Source organism: Ruania alba, assembly GCF_900105765.1.
Taxonomy (GTDB): Bacteria; Actinomycetota; Actinomycetes; order Actinomycetales; family Beutenbergiaceae; genus Ruania; species Ruania alba.
In genome coordinates this window covers 1,324,774-1,341,786 of sequence record NZ_FNTX01000001.1, presented here as the reverse complement: position 1 = coordinate 1,341,786, position 17,013 = coordinate 1,324,774, and the positions used below count along the sequence as shown (strand labels likewise).

Here is a 17,013-nt window from a genome sequence, read left to right as displayed (position 1 = left end):
CTGAACCGGCACCACGTCCCCGCTGCCGTCCTGCAGCTCGGCGCGGATCTCCTCACCGACCTCGCCGGTCACCTCCACCACGGTGGCCACCGAGAAGTTCGGCCCCGCGATCGGGTTCGGCTGGGAGCCCACCGGGGTCTCGCCCCGCGGCCAGAGCACCGCCAGTCCGATCAGGGTGCCGATCAGCAGCGGGAGGGTGATCGCCAGCAGGATCTTGCGAGCACGGCGAGCCTCGCCGTGGTCCAGGCTCAGCTCACCGGGCTCGTGACCCATGCGGTCAGGCGCCGACGAGGCGCGCAGCGAGGTAGGACTCGACCTGGTCCAGGGCCACCCGCTCCTGGCTCATCGTGTCTCGCTCGCGCACAGTGACGGCCTGGTCCTCGGCGGTGTCGAAGTCCACGGTGATGCAGAACGGGGTACCCACCTCGTCCTGACGGCGGTACCGGCGCCCGATCGCTCCGGCGTCGTCGAAGTCGACGTTCCAGTTCTTGCGCAGGTTCGCCGCGAGGTCACGCGCCACCGGGGAGAGCTGCTCGTTCCGGGACAGCGGCAGGACGGCGGCCTTCATCGGCGCGAGCCGGTGGTCCAGCCGCAGCACCGTCCGCTTGTCCACGCCGCCCTTGGTGTTGGGCGCTTCGTCCTCGGTGTAGGCCTCCACGAGGAAGGCCATCAGGGAGCGGGTCAGACCGGCTGCCGGCTCGATCACGTACGGCGTGTAGCGCTCGTTCGTGGCCGGGTCAAGGTAGCTGAGCTCCTTGCCGGAGTGCTCCGAGTGCGTGGACAGGTCGAAGTCGGTGCGGTTCGCGATGCCCTCGAGCTCACCCCACTCGCTTCCCGTGAAGCCGAACCGGTACTCGATGTCCACGGTGCGCTTGGAGTAGTGGGAGAGCTTCTCGGCCGGGTGCTCGAAGTGACGCAGATTGTTCCGGTCGATACCGAGACCGGTGTACCAGTCGGTACGGGCCTCGATCCAGTATTGGTGCCATTCCTCGTCACTGCCGGGCTGGACGAAGAACTCCATCTCCATCTGCTCGAACTCGCGGGTGCGGAAGATGAAGTTCCCCGGCGTGATCTCGTTGCGGAACGACTTACCGATCTGCCCGATGCCGAACGGCACCTTCATGCGGGACGTGCGCTGCACGTTGTCGAAGTTGACGAAGATGCCCTGCGCGGTCTCCGGGCGCAGGAAGTGCAGCCCGGACTCGTCCTCGGTCACACCGAGATAGGTCTTGAGAAGTCCGTTGAACATCTTCGGCTCGGTCCACTGCCCGCGGGTACCACAGTTGGCGCAGGCCACGCCGGCCAGACCCCCCTCCGGCGGGCGGCCCTTCTTCTCCTCGAACTCCTCCAGCAGGTGATCCTCGCGGTACCTCTTGTGGCAGCTCAGGCACTCCACGAGCGGGTCGACGAATGCCTTCAAGTGCCCGGAGGCCTCCCAGACCTTGGACGGAAGGATCACCGAGGAGTCCAGTCCCACGATGTCGTCGCGGCTGGAGACCACCGTGCGCCACCACTGGCGCTTGATGTTCTCCTTCAGCTCCACCCCCAGTGGTCCGTAGTCCCACGCGGAGCGGGTACCGCCGTAGATCTCCCCGGACGGGAACACGAAACCTCGGCGCTTGGCGAGGTTGACGACGGCATCGAGACGAGACTGCTCCTTGGCCACAGCGAGAACTCCTGGGTCGGGGGCCCGGACCTGGCTGGCTCGGGCATGACGTACCCCTGAGGCTACCGGCACAGTCCTCGATCACCGGCCCGCGCAGGTGCGGCGTGGTGGATCTCTCACCGCTCCCCTTTGACACCCCTCCTCTGCGGAGTGAGAATCGTTCGCATGACACTGCGTCCCGGCCAGCGTGCCGTCCAGACGGAGGCGTCGAACTGTCCGGCCGCGACGACGACCGACCAGGCGCAGCATCATGCACCGACGCCGCAGCCCTCGGACGACCGCGACGTCGTCGTCGCCGCGCATCGCTTGGACGTGGCGTACCAGAGTGCACGGATCCTGCGCGAGGTCACCCTCACGGTTCGATCCGGCGAGGCGGTCGCCCTGCTGGGCGCCAACGGTTCCGGGAAGTCGACCCTGATGCGCGCACTCCTCGGCATGGCACCGATCACCAGCGGTCAGGTACGCCTGTTCGACCACGGCCTGCAGAGCCCTGGAGCAGTGCCCTGGCATCGGATCGGTTACGTGCCGCAACGCACCCCCGCCTCCACGGGACTGCCGGCCACCGCACTGGAGATGGTACTCACCGGGCTGCTGCAGCGCCGTCGCCTGTGGCTGCCCCGCCACGCCCGCACACGCGCACTCGAGGCGCTGGACGCCGTCGGTCTAGCCAGCCGGGCCGGCAGTGCCCTGCACGAGCTCTCCGGTGGGCAGCAGCAACGGGTCAGCATCGCGCGAGCCCTGGTGCGTGACCCCGACCTGCTGGTGCTCGACGAACCCGTGGCCGGGGTCGACTCCGCCACCCAGCGAGCCTTCGCGGGCGTGCTGGGTGAGTTGCATGCCGGCGGCACCACCGTGGTGGTGGTGCTGCACGAGATCGGCGAGATGCGCGGACTGCTGCAGCGTGCTGTGGTCCTCCGGCACGGCCAGGTGGTGCACGACGGCGCTGTTCCCGAACCAGCACCGGGGCACGCGGGGGCCGACCACCAGCACGTGCACGCCGACCACGGCACGGTCGACGAACCAGCCACCATCCAACGGAGTCTGCCGTGATCGACTGGATCACCGAGATCGGGAGCGCGTTGACCAGCCCGCTGCTGCAGCGTGCGCTGATCGCCGCCTTCGTGGTCGGGCTCACCGCACCGGTGGTGGGCACCTTCCTCGTGCAGCGCCGCCTCTCCCTGCTCGGCGACGGCGTGGGTCACGTGGCTCTGACGGGCGTGGCGATGGGCTGGCTCGTCGGCAGCTGGACCCACGCCTCCCAGAACGACGCCTACGCGCTGGTGGGGGCCGTCGTCGCTGCGATCATCGGCGCGGTGCTGATCGAGGTGGTCAGCGCCCGGGGCCGGACGAACGGCGATGTTGCCCTCGCGCTGCTCTTCTACGGCGGTATCGCCGGTGGCGTGGTGATCATCAGTCTCGCCGGCGGGACGAACGCCAACCTCATGGCCTACCTGTTCGGATCACTCTCCACTGTCTCCACCGGGGACCTGGTGACGACGATGATCATGTCCGGTGTGATCCTGCTGGTCGGTCTGGGGTTGCGCACCGCACTGTTCGCCGTGAGCCAGGACCAGGAGTTCGCACGCTCCACCGGGGTGCCGGTGCGCTTGCTCACCATCGCCATCGCGGTGGTGGCCGCGCTCACGGTGACCGCCTCGATGCGGGTGGTGGGTCTGCTGCTGGTGAGTGCGCTGATGATCGTGCCGGTGGCGATCGCCCAGCAGCTCACGACGTCCTTCCGGCGCACCATGACCGCGGCGATGGGGATCGGTGCGGCGGTGTGCGTGGGTGGCCTGCTGATCACCTTCACCGAGCCACTCGCCCCCGGAGCGACGATCGTGGTGCTCGCCGTGACCGTCTACGCTGGAGTAGCCGCCGTGCGGGCCGTGATCCGACCCCGACGGCGACACGACGTCGATCCGCACCCCGATGTGGCGGACGACGTCCAGTTGGGCTCGACACACGGATAGGAAGGTCTCGCCATGCAACGCATGACCCGCCAACGCGCAGCGGTGAGCGACCTCCTCTCCGGCACCGACGATTTCCGCAGCGCCCAGCAGCTGCACGAGATGCTCCGGGACCGCGGCGAGGGCATCGGCCTCGCCACCGTCTACCGGACGATGCAGGCTCTTGCCGAGAGCGGCGACGTGGACGTACTGCGCAACGCCGAGGGTGAGTCGCTGTACCGCCGGTGCGCCACCCAGGAGCACCATCACCACCTGGTGTGCCGCCGGTGCGGGGCCACGGTGGAGCTCGACGCCGCCAGCGTGGAGCGGTGGGCGGCCACCGTGGGAGCCGAGCACGGTTTCACCGCTGTGGAGCACACGGCTGAGCTGTTCGGCATCTGCGCCGAGTGCACCGCTGCCGAGCGGCCCGACGGCGGCCGGTGACCTCTCGTGCGCTCGTCACCGAGGGAGTGAGTCACCATTCCTGACTTCCTCACCGATCTGCCCTTCCTCGTCGCACTGCTCGCGCTCTCAGCCGGTGCCTGGGTACGGGGCCAGCTGTTGTACTGGCTCGGGCGGGTGCCGACCGATCAGGCACTGCGCCGCACCCACCCCACGATCGGCTGGCGCAAGCGGGTTCACGACTGGCTCGCCGACGGGGGCGCGGATGCGGGCATCGCCGCCATCCGCCGGTGGGGTCTGGTCGCGGTGCCGGTCTGCTATGTGACGATCGGGTTCCAGTCGATGGTGCAGGCCGCGGCCGGGATCCTGCGGATCACCTGGTGGAAGTACGCGCTCGCGCAGGTTCCCGGGGCGCTGGCGTGGGGCACGATCTACTCCACGATCGGGTTCGTCTGGTGGAAGGCAACCCTCGCTGCTGCGGCCGGGAGCCCCTGGGGGATCGCTGTGATCGTCGCCCTGGTGGCGACCGCTGTCGCGGTCGTCGTCCTGGCACGACGGCGCCATGGTGACCGGCCCGCGCGAGCCGAGGACCGGCCGATGAGCGGCGAGGCTCCGCGCGACAGGGACGCGACCCTCCGCTAACATCGGGCGCGATGCGACGCAACGATGCTATTCACAAGCCCCTGACCTGGACCGTGGCGCTCGGGATCGGCCTCACCATGGTGACCTCCTCCCCGGCCGAGGCCTCCCCGGAGCGCGGATGCGCGCCCGCATCCAGCGGTATCGACCTCGGCGGTCTGGTCGAGACCGTCGGTGCGCTGGACATCGGCCAGATCCTCGGCGAGGTCGACGTGGTCGCATGCGACCTGGTCGGGGTCCCGATCGAGCTGCCGGGCGGCCTCGAGGTCCCGATCCCGGCAGCCGGGGAGAGCGTCACGATCGCCGTCGACGACTCCGGTGGGACGAGCCAGGTCGAGACCGTCATGACCGACGCCGACGGGGTGCTGCATCATGCCTCGGACAGCCACGGCGCCGCCGGGCACGGCGGGTCCGCAGCGCTCGGGCTGCCGCCCATGGGTTCCCCTCGCGCCCAGCCGGGTACGACCGAGACGACCTCGGAGGATTCGCAGCGCTGCAATGACCCCGAGAACGCCGCGTACGGCTACCGGTGGATGTCGGACTCGGTGCCATTCTCGGTGAACGGCTCTGAGCGCCGTCCCGACGGGGTGAGCTCGGCAACACTCGGCAGCACGGCCGGCACCGCTGCCGAGCGATGGAACGAGGGCAGCAACAGCTGTGGGCTCAGCGGTGCACCGAGCCAGCTGAACCTCGTGCACGAGGGGTCCACGTCGAGGGATGCCAACATCAGTGGGTCCTCCTGCACGGCCCGGGACGGCCGGAACGTGGTCGACTGGGGTCCGCACAGCGGGAGCGTGTACGGCGTCACCTGCTTCTGGGCTTACAGCAGCGGCGAGATCGTCGAGTTCGACCTGCGGATGGACTCCTCCGACCGCGAGTATGCGCTCGACGCCGACTCATGCTCCGACCAGGTGGTCTTGATCGCCGGTGTGATGCACGAGTTCGGGCACGCCACCGGGATGGCGCATGTCACGGAACGGGGTGAGGGCGATCTCACGATGAGCCCGAGCACCACGCGCTGCGACGATTCCGCCGCGCTGCTCGGCTACGGCGACCATCTGGGGATCATGGACCTGTACGGCTGACCGAGCACGTCTAGCGTGGCGCATCCACCGCACCACCGTAGCGGCGGTCGCGGCGGGCGTACTCCTCGACGGCGCGCCACAGGTCGCGCCGGTCGCAGTCGGGCCACGGCTTGTCCACGAAAGCCAGCTCGGCGTAGGCGGACTGCCAGAGCAGGAAGTTCGAGATCCGCTGCTCCCCGGAGGTACGCAGGAACAGGTCCACGTCCGGCATGTCCGGCTCGTCCAGGTGCCGTGCCACGGTGCGTTCGCTGATCCGGTCCGGGTCGAGCTGGCCCGCCGCCACCTCACGACCGATCGAGCGCACGGCATCGACGATCTCCGCCCGGCCGCCGTAGTTCACGCACATGGTCAAGGTGCAGGTGGAGTTGCCCTCGGTGAGGCGTTCAGCCTCCGTGAGCTCGTTGATCACCGACCGCCACAGCCGTGGGCGACGCCCGGCCCAGCGCACCCGCACCCCCCAGGCGTTCATCTCGTCCCTGCGGCGGCGCAGCACGTCCCGGTTGAATCCCATCAGGAACCGCACCTCGCTGCGCGAGCGCTTCCAGTTCTCGGTGGAGAAGGCATAGGCGCTGATGTGGGAGATGCCCAGCTCGATCGCTCCGGCCACCACGTCCAGCAGGACCGCCTCTCCCGCGGCGTGTCCTTCGTTGCGGGTCAGTCCACGCGCGTTGGCCCAGCGCCCGTTGCCGTCCATCACGATCGCCACGTGCCGGGGTACCAGGGCAGCCGGGACCGACGGCGGCCGGTCCCCGGAAGGGTGCGGTGGTGGAGGCGTGGGCGCCGTCATGCGCGTTCGACCAGGCGCAGCGACCGGAGCTGACGTTCCAGGTGCCACTGCGTATACACAGCCACCAGTCCGGAGGCCTCCCGCCGATGCTTCTCCTCGCTCGCCTCGGCGACCGGCCACTCGCCCGTGAGCAGTGCACTGAGCAGGGTGAACGTCTCCGGTGCGGGAGCCGCCGCACCCGGCGGGCGGCAGGTGCCGCACACCGCGCCGCCGGCAGGGGCGGAGAACGAACGGTGCGGGCCCGGCTCGGTGCACCGGGCGCACTCGGCGAACGACGGCGCCCAGCCGGCCACCGCGAGGGCGCGCAACAGATACGAGTCAAGTACCAGACCTGCCGGATGACGCTGCTCCGCCAACGCACGCAACGCACCACAGAGCAACAGGTACTGCTGAGTGGCGGGCTCTCCCGGCACCTCAGTGAGCCGCTCCGCGGTCTCCACCATCGCCGTGGCCGTGGTGTACAGGCCATAGTCGGCGCCGAGCGCGCGCCCGTGCGGGGCCATCGTGTCCACCTGGGTGACCACGTCCAGGGTCCGCCCGGAATAGAGCTGGACGTCCACCACCGCGAACGGTTCGAGCCGGGCACCGAACTTCGAGGACGTGCGGCGCACACCCTTCGCCACAGCGCGCACCTGGCCGCGCATCCGCGTGAGCAGGGTGACGATCCGATCGGCCTCACCCAGCTTATGGGTGCGCAGCACGATGGCTTCGTCCCGGTACAACTTCACCGCGCCATTGTCTCCCACCCGGGTGACATCGCCGCCCCGGCACGCCGCCGAGCGTCACGAGGGCGCCACCGCCAGCCGTGACTGGTGACGCCCTCGTTCGGCGAGCACAGGCACCTGCGACAGGATCGCCGTCGTCAGTGCCGTGCGCCGGCCCGCTGGCCCTCCGGGTCACAGGGTCCTGCGGGAGATCTCGTGGACGAGCCGGCACGGCCCGCCCGGGAGCTGGTGCGGCTCAGCGCACCGCGCGGTTGACGGCGGAGACGATCGCCTTGAGCGAGGCCGTGGTGATCGAGGGGTCGATCCCGACGCCCCAGATCACCTGCTCAGCCACCTCGCACTCCACGTACGCCACCGCTGACGCGTCGCCTCCCTCGGAGAGAGCGTGCTCGGCGTAGTCGAGCACGGCCACCTCGACGCCGAACTGCGCCAACGCCGCGGTGAACGCCGCAACGGGGCCGTTCCCGCGTGCCTCGACGGTCCGCTCCACCCCGGAGTCCACGATCGTCGCGGTGAGGACATCGTCGCTGCCGTCACCGGCGGAGGACACCTGCGTGGCGCGCAGGTCGAACCGGCCCCACGGGGTCAGCCCGTCGTGCTCGCCGGCGGGCAGGTACTCGTCGGAGAAGATCTTCCAGATCGTCTCGGCCGTCATCTCCCCGCCGAAGGAATCAGTGTGCTTCTGCACGCTCTGGGAGAACTCGATCTGCAGCCGTCGTGGCAGATCCAGGTTCTTCGTGCTCTGCAGCAGGTAGGCCACACCGCCCTTGCCGGACTGCGAGTTCACCCGGATCACGGCCTCGTAGTTGCGGCCGACGTCCTCGGGATCCACCGGCAGGTAGGGCACGTTCCACGCGATCGCCGTGTCGTCGCCACCGGCGGCAGCCACGCGTTCGGAGCGGACGTTGAACCCCTTCTTGATGGCGTCCTGGTGCGAGCCGGAGAACGCGGTGTAGACCAGATCACCGCCGTAGGGGTGGCGCGGGTGCACGTCCATCTGGGTGCAGTGCTCCACGATGCGACGAACATCGTCGATGTCGGAGAAGTCGATCAGCGGGTCGATGCCCTGGCTGTACAGGTTCATGCCCAGCGTCACCAGGTCGACGTTGCCGGTGCGCTCGCCCTGACCGAACAGGCACCCCTCGATGCGATCGGCGCCGGCCATCACGGCCAGCTCGGCGGCCGCCACACCGGTCCCCCGGTCATTGTGCGGGTGCACTGACAGGGAGACGAACTCACGGCGGCTCAGGTGCCGGCTCATCCATTCGATCTGGTCCGCGTACACGTTCGGGGTCGCACGCTCCACCGTGGCGGGCAGGTTGAGGATGATCTCGCGACCGGCCTCGGGGGCCCACACGTCCATCACGCCCTCGCAGACCTCGAGGGCGTAGTCCAGCTCGGTGTCGATGAAGATCTCCGGGGAGTACTCGTACCCCAGCTCGGTGTCCGGGTCGAGGATTTTCTCGCCGTAGTCGATCACGTGCTGGGTCCCGGCGGTGGCCAGCTCCTTGGTGGCGTCCTTGTCGTTCCGGAAGACGATGTCGCGGAACACCGGTGCCGTGGCGTTGTACATGTGCACGGTCGCCTTGTGAGCCCCGACCAGGGAGCGCACCGTACGTTCGATCAGCTCGGCGCGGGCCTGGGTGAGCACCGAGATCGTCACGTCTTCGGGGATCGCATCGTCTTCGATGATGGAGCGGACGAAGTCGAAGTCGGCCTGCGAAGCGGACGGGAAGCCGACCTCGATCTCCTTGTAGCCCATCTGCACGAGCAGGTCGAACATGATCCGTTTGCGGCTCGGGTCCATCGGTTCGATCAGGGACTGGTTGCCGTCGCGCAGGTCGGTCGAGAGCCACCGCGGAGCCTGGGTGATCGTCTTGGTCGGCCAGGTACGGTCCGGCAGGTCGACGCCGACGAACGGACGGTACTTGGCCAACGGCATCCCGTGGATGCTGTGCGTGCTAGAACTCATCTGCTGATCCTTCATCGCTGGTTGTTCGGGTGGGGCCGGGCACCACACCACTCCGCGACGAGGATCCGGCCTAGTGGGCCTCGTCGCGGCAGCGAAGGAGGAGGCTGACGCGCGTCTGCATGTCTGGCATGCTACCGCACCACTCCAGGTCCGCCGCACAGGGGCGGCTCCGCACGTCGCGGAGTGTCCGAGGTCGCTACTCAGTCGCCGTCGCGGCTGAGCGTGGCTGCACCGGGCGCCCGGTCGAGCTCCACCCGCAGCACCGAGGTGCCCACGTGCAGCGCCTCGCCCGGCGCCACCGGCGTCTCCTCCCACGGCACCAGGCGGCGTTCCTCCCCAGCCGAGGTCACGAGCAGGGTGCCGTTCGTGGAGGCCCGGTCGGTCACCCATGCCCGTGCACCCTCGATACGCAGGGCGAGGTGCGTCTTGGAGACGGCGGAGTCGGCGAGGGTGACCAGAGTGGCGACGGGCTCGTCGTCGCGGGCGGCGGGCGATCGGCCGAGCAGGCTGACCCCTTCACTACCCATCACGCGGCCATCGTCCATGTGGAACCGCACCCTGGCCGGCTCGTTCGATCCGGCCACCAGCCGCGTGTCATCCACATCGGCAGCACCATCGAGTCCCGGATCCTCGGCGCCCGGCCGTACCGCGGTCGCCTCTAGTCCGCTCGGCGGCCCACCAACAGGCGTGCCGGGTGCTGGCGCTTCACCGAGGGGCGCCGGAGTCGGTACAGCATCCGGCGGCGGTGCCCAGTCCCCCGGCTCCGGTGCGCCCGGCTGCTCCATGTCGGCGCGCATGTGGGTCTGTTCGAGCGCAGGTCCACCCTGAGCGCCGTGCTCCGGCTCACCGTGGGGGCCTCGGCGCCGGCCGGTGCCGACGGGCCATAGCCCCCCTGCCAGGGAGCCTCAGGCTGCTGTGCGGAAGCACCTGCCCCCGCCTCGAAGGGCTGTGCTGGCGGGCCGTACCCCGCCTGTTCTGCTGGTTCTGGTGGGACGGCCCCGGTGGCCAGAGATCCGTACCCGGCCGCGCCGTAAGCAGACCGGCCCTGGCCGGGTTCTCCAGGTCCGGCGGCCCACGGCGCCTGCCCCTGCGGGGCGGTCGGCACGCCCGGTGCGCCAGGTGCACCAGGCATCGGCGGAACAGGAGGAGTGCCCTGGGCGGGTGCGCCGCCAGGAGCAGCCGCACCTCCGCCGTCGGGCTCTGCGGCAGGACGGCCCGCGCCCTTCCCGGCCGGGATCCGCCGGACCGCGGCGGCAACCAGCACGAACCCGAGCAGCGCGACCACCCCGGCGATCACACCCATCCCGGCCGCGGCCCAGGAGGCGAACCGCCCACCCGGAGACTCCAGCACCGGGTCGACCACGTCGAGCAGTCCCAGCACCAGCCACACACCACCGGTGAGCGCCAGCACGGCCAGCACCACACGGACCACGCCCGCAGCAGTGAACAGCGCGCGGACCCCGGGACCACCGTCCTGGGCCCGGATCGCCGCCCACGCGCGCAGGGCACCCACCACGGTCAGCCCGGTCACCAGCACCACGCCGCACGCCAGCAGTCCCACGAGACCGATCAGCACACCGGCGATGGTGAGCACGATCGAGACCCAACCGGCGTCGCCGTCCAGCCCCATCCCCAGCAGGTACGCGCCGCCGATCACCAGCACGGGTGCGATCCCGCCGGCGATGGTGCGCTGCCACCCGGCATACGCAGCGAGCAACCGGCCCAGTGCCTCACCGCGGGTCCGGCGCAGGGTCCAGGTGTCCGGCCAGCGTGGCCGGTCGGCCGGCGGGTTCAAGTACCCCTCGGCCTGCCTGTTCAGGTTGAGGAAGGACATGACGCCTCCTAGTCGTGCATCTCGTGGTCGGCGCGGGAGGCCAACCGGTCGCTGGTGGACCACAGCCCGGCGGACGGGGTGGAGATGAAGAAGACACGTTCGCCGTCGGGCATCGTGTTCCACCCGTCCTTCATCACGGCCGGGTCGTACCGGCGCAACGCCTCCTCGATATCGAGATAGCCGTAGCCGACGGACTCCACCTCTTCCTGGGTGAGCTTGCCCGGGGCATAGGTGATCCGGAACCGGCCCTCGGCGCTGCCGTGCACCAGGTGGGCGGTCGCATGCGGGATGTCCTGCATATCGGCTTCGGTGGCGTACTTCTCGAGCACCTCGTGCTTGCTCAGGTACCCGTACTTGCGGATCAGGGCATCCACCTCGGGCTGCTCACCGAACCGTTCCACACCGGGCGCGATGATGACCAGCTCACCACCGTCGGCCATCGCCATCCGGGTGCGGTAGACCGCCTTGTTCGCCACCCACGTGGCGTGGAACTCGTCGGGCTGCATCACGGCGACGATCTTGTCCACCGGCTCGTCGAAGGCCGTGATGTTCTGCGCCATGCTGGCTCGTGCGGCGCTGTAGTAGGTGTCCAGGCCGTCACCCACGTACACGCCGGTGTGCACGAGCGAGCCGCCGTCGTCGTAGGCCATCACCACCTGCAGGTACACGTCCGGCAGATCGGCGAGGAACTCTTCCTCGGCCCAGTTGAAGCAGGCCCGCACCGGGGTGAGCAAGTTGCCGAGATTGTTCTCGATCCCGTACACGGCCGAGGCCATATGTGCAGCACCGAGGGTGCGCTTGCCACCGAGGCCGATGAAGTAGTTCTTGTTGTGATTGGCGAATCCGAGCACCTCGTGCGGCACCACATGACCGACGTTGATGATCAGGTCCCAGTCCTCGGTGACCGTCATCGTGTTCAAGTCGATCGGCATCTCCCAGGTGACCGCTCCCCCGGTGCGTTCGGCCACGACCTCGGCCGGCACGGTCCCCACGTGGGTGACCCCGTTCTTCCAGTCGTGGGCGTGGATCCGCTCGTTCGGGATCGACCCGAACATCCACGTGTTCTCCTGCGCCGAGTGCGGGACGTGCTGGCCCAGGGTGGGGATCACGTGCACCTCGGCCCCGGCTCCGTCGAGCCGATGGTAGAGATGCTCCGTCATCCAGCCCACGCCCGCATGCGCCCGGGTAATGTCCGGCGGTAGCAGCAGCACCCGACGCAGCTCGGAGATGCCCAGACGTTTCTTCGCCTCGTCCACGAGGCGGTCGCAGAGCGCCTCGATCGTCGGCCGATCGATCGACGTGTCTTCATGGGAGAACCAGACCATGACCCTGACCCTATCCGCCGCGCTCTGCCGGCTCGACTCAGTGCCGGCGCCGCAGCGACCGCCACGACACCAGGGCTCGTAGCCGAGCCTTCCACCCGACGGCGTCCCGCACCCTCCGCAGGCTGCGTCGCACCTCGTCCCAATAACTGCCGACGTGCTCGTCCCCGGGGTTCACCGGTGCGAAGACCGCCTCGTCGGCACGCTCGGCCAGCACCAGCACACCCGCGTTCGGGAACTGCTCGGCCAAGCCCGTGGCCGACTCCCGGCGGGTCTGCCCGCGAGGGACCGCCACACCGAGGTCGAGCATCTGGTCCTGCACCTCATCCCACCCCTTGGCGAGCCGTTCGTGCGGGGTCCCACGGGTGCGGCGGCGGGAGCGACGGAACGCCTTCAGCATCGCAATCAGCAGCACCGGCACACCGACCAGCACCAGCGGGACCGAGGCTGCGACCAGCCCGATCATCACCGGGTTCGGCGTCACCGCCTTCTCTCGCCCGAAGGCGTCCACGTCGGCGTCATCGCGATCCTGCGGCGGCACCTCTGGCGGCTCACGCGGCGGCGGGGGCGGCTGCAACACCTGTGGTTGCGGCTGGTCGGTCTTCTCGGGTGTCTCCTCTTGCGGGATCTGGTCCTCCGGCGGGGTCGGGAAGAACGGCACCCACCCGACCCCCTCGAACGGGACCTCCACCCAGGCGATCATGTCATCCCCGGTGAGGGTGACCGTGCCGGCATCGGTGGTCTCGAAACCCATCACCACACGTGCCGGATAGCCCAGCGAACGCACCATCAGGGCCATGACCGCGGCGTACTGTTCCTCGTCACCGACCATCTCCTCGCCGTCGAGCATCTGCGCGAGGCGAGCAGAGCCGTGCCCGGGCCGGGACGTCGTCTCCCCCTCCAATCCGTGCGAGAAGAACCCGCCGTTGCGCAGGGAAGCGGCGACCGCCTCGATCGCCGCATACGGGGAGTCGGCACCGTCCGCCCACTGGCCCGCGAGGCTGCCCACAGTGTCCGGCACTCCGCGCGGCTCCGGCAGATCGATCTCGCTGACGAGGAGCTCGGTGACGTTCGTCGGCTCGGCCTGCGCGGCCGGGTCAGCCACCACCTGGAACTGGTCGCCGCGGTCCAGCCGAGCCGTGACCAGGCCGGTGTCGGTCACGGTGTTGTAGTAGAACGTCTCGGTCAGGTCGGCCACATCGCCGCCGGTGAACGTCACGTCGGCGCTGCCGCCACCGTTGAGCACCCACACATCCGAGTAGGCATCCACGCTCACGTCCAGCGTGTAGGCACCCGGCGGCACCTCCACCTCGATCCGTTCGCCGATGCGCCGGAACACCCCCGTGCCCGGGGTGGAGGCTCCGGTCACGTTCCAGACCGTGCCGTCGTAGGAGTCCAACGCCGCGACCCGCAGTAAGGTCTCCTCGCCCGGCACGCCGGTCACGGTGAACAACTCCTCGTCACTGAGCCGATCGGCATAGGTCCGGAAACCGGCGAGCGGACTGGGCAGATCACGCGGATCCGGTGGTGGCTCCACATAGTCACGGAGCACCACCCGGGTGTTCTCCGGGGGCGCCAGCATCGATGCGGCGGTGCCACCGACTGCAGCCACAGCCAGCACGATCGCGATGGCGAGCACCCGGTGCAGCTCCAGTCGCCCAGCGCGCCACGCCACCCAGACGAGAGCGACCACCGCGCCGAGCACCCCGATCACCCCGGCGAGCACGGACAGGTGGGTACCGAACAGGATGGCGGCCACCAGGACCAACGGCGGGATCACCAGCATCAGGCTGTAGTGCCGGGCCCGCAGGGAGATCGTGACGGCCAGGAGCGAACCGAGGAAGGAGAGGAGGTACGGCAGCAGCAGCACGGCACCGATCGCGCCCAACGGCGGGGTGACGGTGAGGACCTGCTTCCACACGGTCACCACGCCGATCCCCATCAGCTGCCAGGTGGTCGGCGTCGGGAGCACACCGAGCAGGGCGCTGCCCGGTGCTGCAAGAGCGCCACACAGGAAGAAGACCACCACCGCCACCGAGGTCATCGTGATGATCCCGAGCCGGAAGACGGCGCCCGTGACCGCGATCGCGGCACCCAGGATCAGCCCTCCGAGGATCGTCACGTACAACCCGCGGTCCAGGTAGACGGCATCCAACGGCAGCAGCGCCACCATCAGCAGCACCATCGGCACCAGTGTGTTCACCCCGCGGGCGATCGTCCACCAGGAACGGAACCGGCGCAGCACGTGCGCAGCACCAGCACCGCCCTCCGCGTTGGCCGTGCGGGCACCTGCGACACGTGCCGCCTTCTGGGCCGCCTCCTGCTGACGGCGTCCCCTGCGCGTCTCCTTCACCGTTGCAGCCTCCGGAACCCTCGAGGCAGGTCCTCCAGCCGGCCCAGCTCCAGCACGGTCACCGCACCCAGGCGATGGGCGGAGAAGTCCACACCGCTCCGGCACTGCACAGCCAACGCACGCACACCGACGGGGAGCACCGCCCCTGCGGCGCGCAGCTGGTCCGCCCCGACTCCCCCGCCGCACACCAGGATCGCCACGGTCGCGCGGGTGACATCCCTGGTCACCACGCGGGCGAGATCCGGCAGCCGGCCCGGCCGGCGCACGGTGTCCATCCGGGTGAGCGAATCCAGCAGGTCGCGCGGGCTCCGGGTGCCGATCGCGCCGAGCTGGGTGATGGCACTGAGCTCGGACTCCGAGCGCAAGGTGTGCAGCCCCAACGATCCGACCACACTCACGGCCAGTTCGAACTCGTCCTCGTCCTCGTAGTCGTGCCCGTGCACGGACAACGCGGTGACCAGGTGCGTGCGCCGGGTCTCCTCGAACTGGCGCACCATTAGTTCGCCCACGCGGGCGGAGGACCGCCAGTGCACGTAGCGCCGGTCATCGCCGGGCACATATTCACGCAGGGCGTGGAAGGAGAGGTCGCTGTTGGTGACGTCCTTGGAGGCGAGCCCTTCGAGGTCGTGCAAGGACCCGGCCGATGCCGATCCCAGAGTCACCGTGCGGGGGTGGACGTAGAGCTCCTGCGGCTCGGTCCACTGCACCGCGCGACGGATCAGCCCGAACGGGTCGCCGCGCACCGAACGCACCGGCCCCACCACGAGCACCGCACGACGTTCGGTCGGGATGGCGAACAGCTCGTCGTGCTCGCCCCCCGGTCCGAGTGCAGGGAGCGCGAAACGGGCCAGGCTGGGCCCCACGGGCAGCTCCATCCGGGCGGGCATCACGGGCGCGGATCCGGTGTTGCGCACCTCGATGCCGCCCATCGCACGCTCGCCCGCGACGACGCGTCCGTCGCGGAGTCGCAGCGTGATGGCATACGGATGGCGACCGATCGCGAAGAACCCGCACACCACGAAGGTGGCCACCAGGGCAGCGCCGAGCACCACCAGCTCCAGCCAGCCGAGCACCACTCCAGCGATCCATGCGATCCCACCGAGCGCGAGCAGGACCCAGGCAGCCCACGTGATCCAACTGAGCACGGAGGTGGTGCGCCGCATCGATCCGCGTAGGGAGTCCACGGCACGGGTGACCGAGCTGGTGCTCAGACCGAGCCTGGTGATGCCGACGTTCCCCCGCGATGCGCCGGAACGCTCTCTTGTCGGGATGGTCATGACGGTGTCGCGGCACCTCGCTGGGTGGGCGGAGCCACCTCGGAGACGATCCGGGAGATCACGGCGGCAGGATCAGCACCCTCGAACTCGGCCTCGGCGTCCAGGACGATCCGGTGCGCGAGCACGGGCTCGGCCAGGGCCTTGATGTCGTCGGGAATCACGTAGTGCCGTCCGTGTGCCGCCGCCCACGTCTTCGCACAGCGCACCAGCGCCAGCGCGCCACGGACGGAGACACCGAGGGCGGCCTCCGGCGCGGTGCGGGTGGCCTCGGTGATGGTCGTGACGTAGCCGAGGATCGCCGAGTCCACATGGGCGGCGGAGGCCAGGTTCGCCATGTCGGTCACGGCGGCGCCGGCAATCACCGGGCTCAGGGTGCTGGCACGATCCCGGACGGCGGAGCCCGCCAGGATCCGCACCGTCGCCTCCGAGTCGGGGTAACCGAGCGAGGACCGCATCAGGAACCGGTCCAACTGGGCCTCGGGCAGCTTGTAGGTACCCGCCTGCTCGATCGGGTTCTGGGTGGCGAGCACGATGAACGGCTGCGGCACGCTGTGCGGCTCACCGTCCACGGTGACCCGCCCCTCCTCCATCACTTCCAGCAGGGCGGACTGCGTCTTCGGGGAGGCCCGGTTGATCTCGTCAGCCAGGACGACCGAGGCGAAGATCGGGCCCTGGTGGAACTGGAACTCCTTCGTCGCCTGGTCGTAGATCGTCACGCCCGTGACGTCCGAGGGCAGCAGGTCCGGGGTGAACTGGATCCGGCTGTGGCTGGCCTGCACCGTGGCCGCCAGGGACCGCGCCAGCGACGTCTTTCCGGTGCCCGGGAAGTCTTCGAGGAGCATGTGACCGCCGGAGAGCAGACAGGTGAAGGCGAGGCGCACCACGTGCGACTTGCCCAGCACAGCGGCGGAGACGTTGCTGACCATGCGCTCGAAGGTCTCCGAGAACCAGGCGGCCTGGTCGGGCGTGAGCTGCGCAGGTGCAGTGCTGGTGGCGGTCATCGGT

General features: G+C 69.5%; 15 protein-coding genes. 5 read left to right on the top strand and 10 right to left on the bottom strand.

Going from position 1 to position 17,013, the window contains the following annotated elements:
* Positions 1–277: 277 nt before the first annotated feature.
* Entirely contained in the window at positions 278–1,666 is a 1,389-nt protein-coding gene (locus BLU77_RS06195; protein WP_089772155.1) for a glycine--tRNA ligase, read from the bottom strand.
* 165 nt (positions 1,667–1,831) lie between these two features.
* Here BLU77_RS06195 and BLU77_RS06190 point away from each other — a divergent pair, with 165 nt between their 5' ends.
* From BLU77_RS06190 to BLU77_RS06170, 5 genes are all read left to right on the top strand, one after another.
* Entirely contained in the window at positions 1,832–2,716 is an 885-nt protein-coding gene (locus tag BLU77_RS06190; protein WP_089772154.1) for a metal ABC transporter ATP-binding protein, read from the top strand.
* Complete coding sequence (locus BLU77_RS06185; protein WP_425441207.1) at positions 2,713–3,636, top strand: metal ABC transporter permease; 924 nt, start codon at positions 2,713–2,715, stop codon at positions 3,634–3,636. Before BLU77_RS06190 ends, BLU77_RS06185 begins: the two co-directional genes overlap by 4 nt.
* A 12-nt stretch (positions 3,637–3,648) precedes the next feature.
* A complete protein-coding gene (locus BLU77_RS06180; protein WP_089772153.1) occupies positions 3,649–4,056 on the top strand; it encodes a Fur family transcriptional regulator in 408 nt (135 codons plus the stop codon).
* Between the two features lie 135 nt (positions 4,057–4,191).
* Complete coding sequence (locus tag BLU77_RS06175) at positions 4,192–4,656, top strand: hypothetical protein (protein ID WP_342741455.1); 465 nt, start codon at positions 4,192–4,194, stop codon at positions 4,654–4,656.
* An 11-nt stretch (positions 4,657–4,667) separates the two neighbouring features.
* On the top strand, positions 4,668–5,738 hold the full coding sequence (locus BLU77_RS06170) for a zinc metalloprotease (protein WP_139177639.1): 1,071 nt from the start codon (positions 4,668–4,670) through the stop codon (positions 5,736–5,738).
* 10 nt (positions 5,739–5,748) lie between these two features.
* Here BLU77_RS06170 and BLU77_RS06165 read toward each other — a convergent pair whose 3' ends face one another.
* The 9 genes from BLU77_RS06165 to BLU77_RS06125 form a co-directional block, all read right to left on the bottom strand.
* A complete protein-coding gene (locus BLU77_RS06165) occupies positions 5,749–6,525 on the bottom strand; it encodes an isoprenyl transferase (RefSeq protein ID WP_089772150.1) in 777 nt (258 codons plus the stop codon).
* Positions 6,522–7,253 (bottom strand): DNA repair protein RecO, encoded by a 732-nt coding sequence (gene recO / locus BLU77_RS06160; protein ID WP_089773020.1) that lies wholly within the window; start codon positions 7,251–7,253, stop codon positions 6,522–6,524. The genes BLU77_RS06165 and recO overlap by 4 nt, the downstream gene beginning before the upstream one ends.
* Before the next feature lie 232 nt (positions 7,254–7,485).
* On the bottom strand, positions 7,486–9,222 hold the full coding sequence (gene leuA / locus BLU77_RS06155; RefSeq protein WP_245708691.1) for a 2-isopropylmalate synthase: 1,737 nt from the start codon (positions 9,220–9,222) through the stop codon (positions 7,486–7,488).
* A 200-nt stretch (positions 9,223–9,422) separates the two neighbouring features.
* Entirely contained in the window at positions 9,423–9,824 is a 402-nt protein-coding gene (locus BLU77_RS06150) for an FHA domain-containing protein (RefSeq protein ID WP_089772148.1), read from the bottom strand.
* 56 nt (positions 9,825–9,880) lie between these two features.
* Positions 9,881–11,056 carry a hypothetical protein gene (locus BLU77_RS21995; RefSeq protein ID WP_089772147.1) on the bottom strand — a complete coding sequence of 392 codons (1,176 nt, stop codon included), beginning with the start codon at positions 11,054–11,056 and terminating at the stop codon, positions 9,881–9,883.
* A gap of 8 nt (positions 11,057–11,064) precedes the next feature.
* Positions 11,065–12,381 carry a nickel-dependent putative hexonate epimerase gene (locus BLU77_RS06140; RefSeq protein WP_089772146.1) on the bottom strand — a complete coding sequence of 439 codons (1,317 nt, stop codon included), beginning with the start codon at positions 12,379–12,381 and terminating at the stop codon, positions 11,065–11,067.
* A gap of 37 nt (positions 12,382–12,418) precedes the next feature.
* Positions 12,419–14,731: a transglutaminase-like domain-containing protein gene (locus BLU77_RS06135; RefSeq protein ID WP_089772145.1), complete on the bottom strand. Its 2,313-nt coding sequence runs from the start codon at positions 14,729–14,731 to the stop codon at positions 12,419–12,421.
* Positions 14,728–16,008: a DUF58 domain-containing protein gene (locus tag BLU77_RS06130; RefSeq protein WP_245708690.1), complete on the bottom strand. Its 1,281-nt coding sequence runs from the start codon at positions 16,006–16,008 to the stop codon at positions 14,728–14,730. Before BLU77_RS06130 ends, BLU77_RS06135 begins: the two co-directional genes overlap by 4 nt.
* Complete coding sequence (locus BLU77_RS06125) at positions 16,005–17,009, bottom strand: AAA family ATPase (protein ID WP_089772144.1); 1,005 nt, start codon at positions 17,007–17,009, stop codon at positions 16,005–16,007. Before BLU77_RS06125 ends, BLU77_RS06130 begins: the two co-directional genes overlap by 4 nt.
* Positions 17,010–17,013: the final 4 nt, after the last annotated feature.

Bases quoted from the DNA above. Each gene is read 5' to 3' on its own strand.
- BLU77_RS06130 (WP_245708690.1), bottom strand. From the start codon at position 16,008: ATGACCATCCCGACAAGAGAGCGTTCCGGCGCATCGCGGGGGAACGTC.
- BLU77_RS06180 (WP_089772153.1), top strand. From the start codon at position 3,649: ATGCAACGCATGACCCGCCAACGCGCAGCGGTGAGCGACCTCCTCTCC.
- leuA (WP_245708691.1), bottom strand. From the start codon at position 9,222: ATGAGTTCTAGCACGCACAGCATCCACGGGATGCCGTTGGCCAAGTAC.
- BLU77_RS06140 (WP_089772146.1), bottom strand. From the start codon at position 12,381: ATGGTCTGGTTCTCCCATGAAGACACGTCGATCGATCGGCCGACGATC.
- BLU77_RS21995 (WP_089772147.1), bottom strand. From the start codon at position 11,056: ATGTCCTTCCTCAACCTGAACAGGCAGGCCGAGGGGTACTTGAACCCG.
- BLU77_RS06170 (WP_139177639.1), top strand. From the start codon at position 4,668: ATGCGACGCAACGATGCTATTCACAAGCCCCTGACCTGGACCGTGGCG.
- BLU77_RS06165 (WP_089772150.1), bottom strand. From the start codon at position 6,525: ATGACGGCGCCCACGCCTCCACCACCGCACCCTTCCGGGGACCGGCCG.
- BLU77_RS06125 (WP_089772144.1), bottom strand. From the start codon at position 17,009: ATGACCGCCACCAGCACTGCACCTGCGCAGCTCACGCCCGACCAGGCC.
- BLU77_RS06190 (WP_089772154.1), top strand. From the start codon at position 1,832: ATGACACTGCGTCCCGGCCAGCGTGCCGTCCAGACGGAGGCGTCGAAC.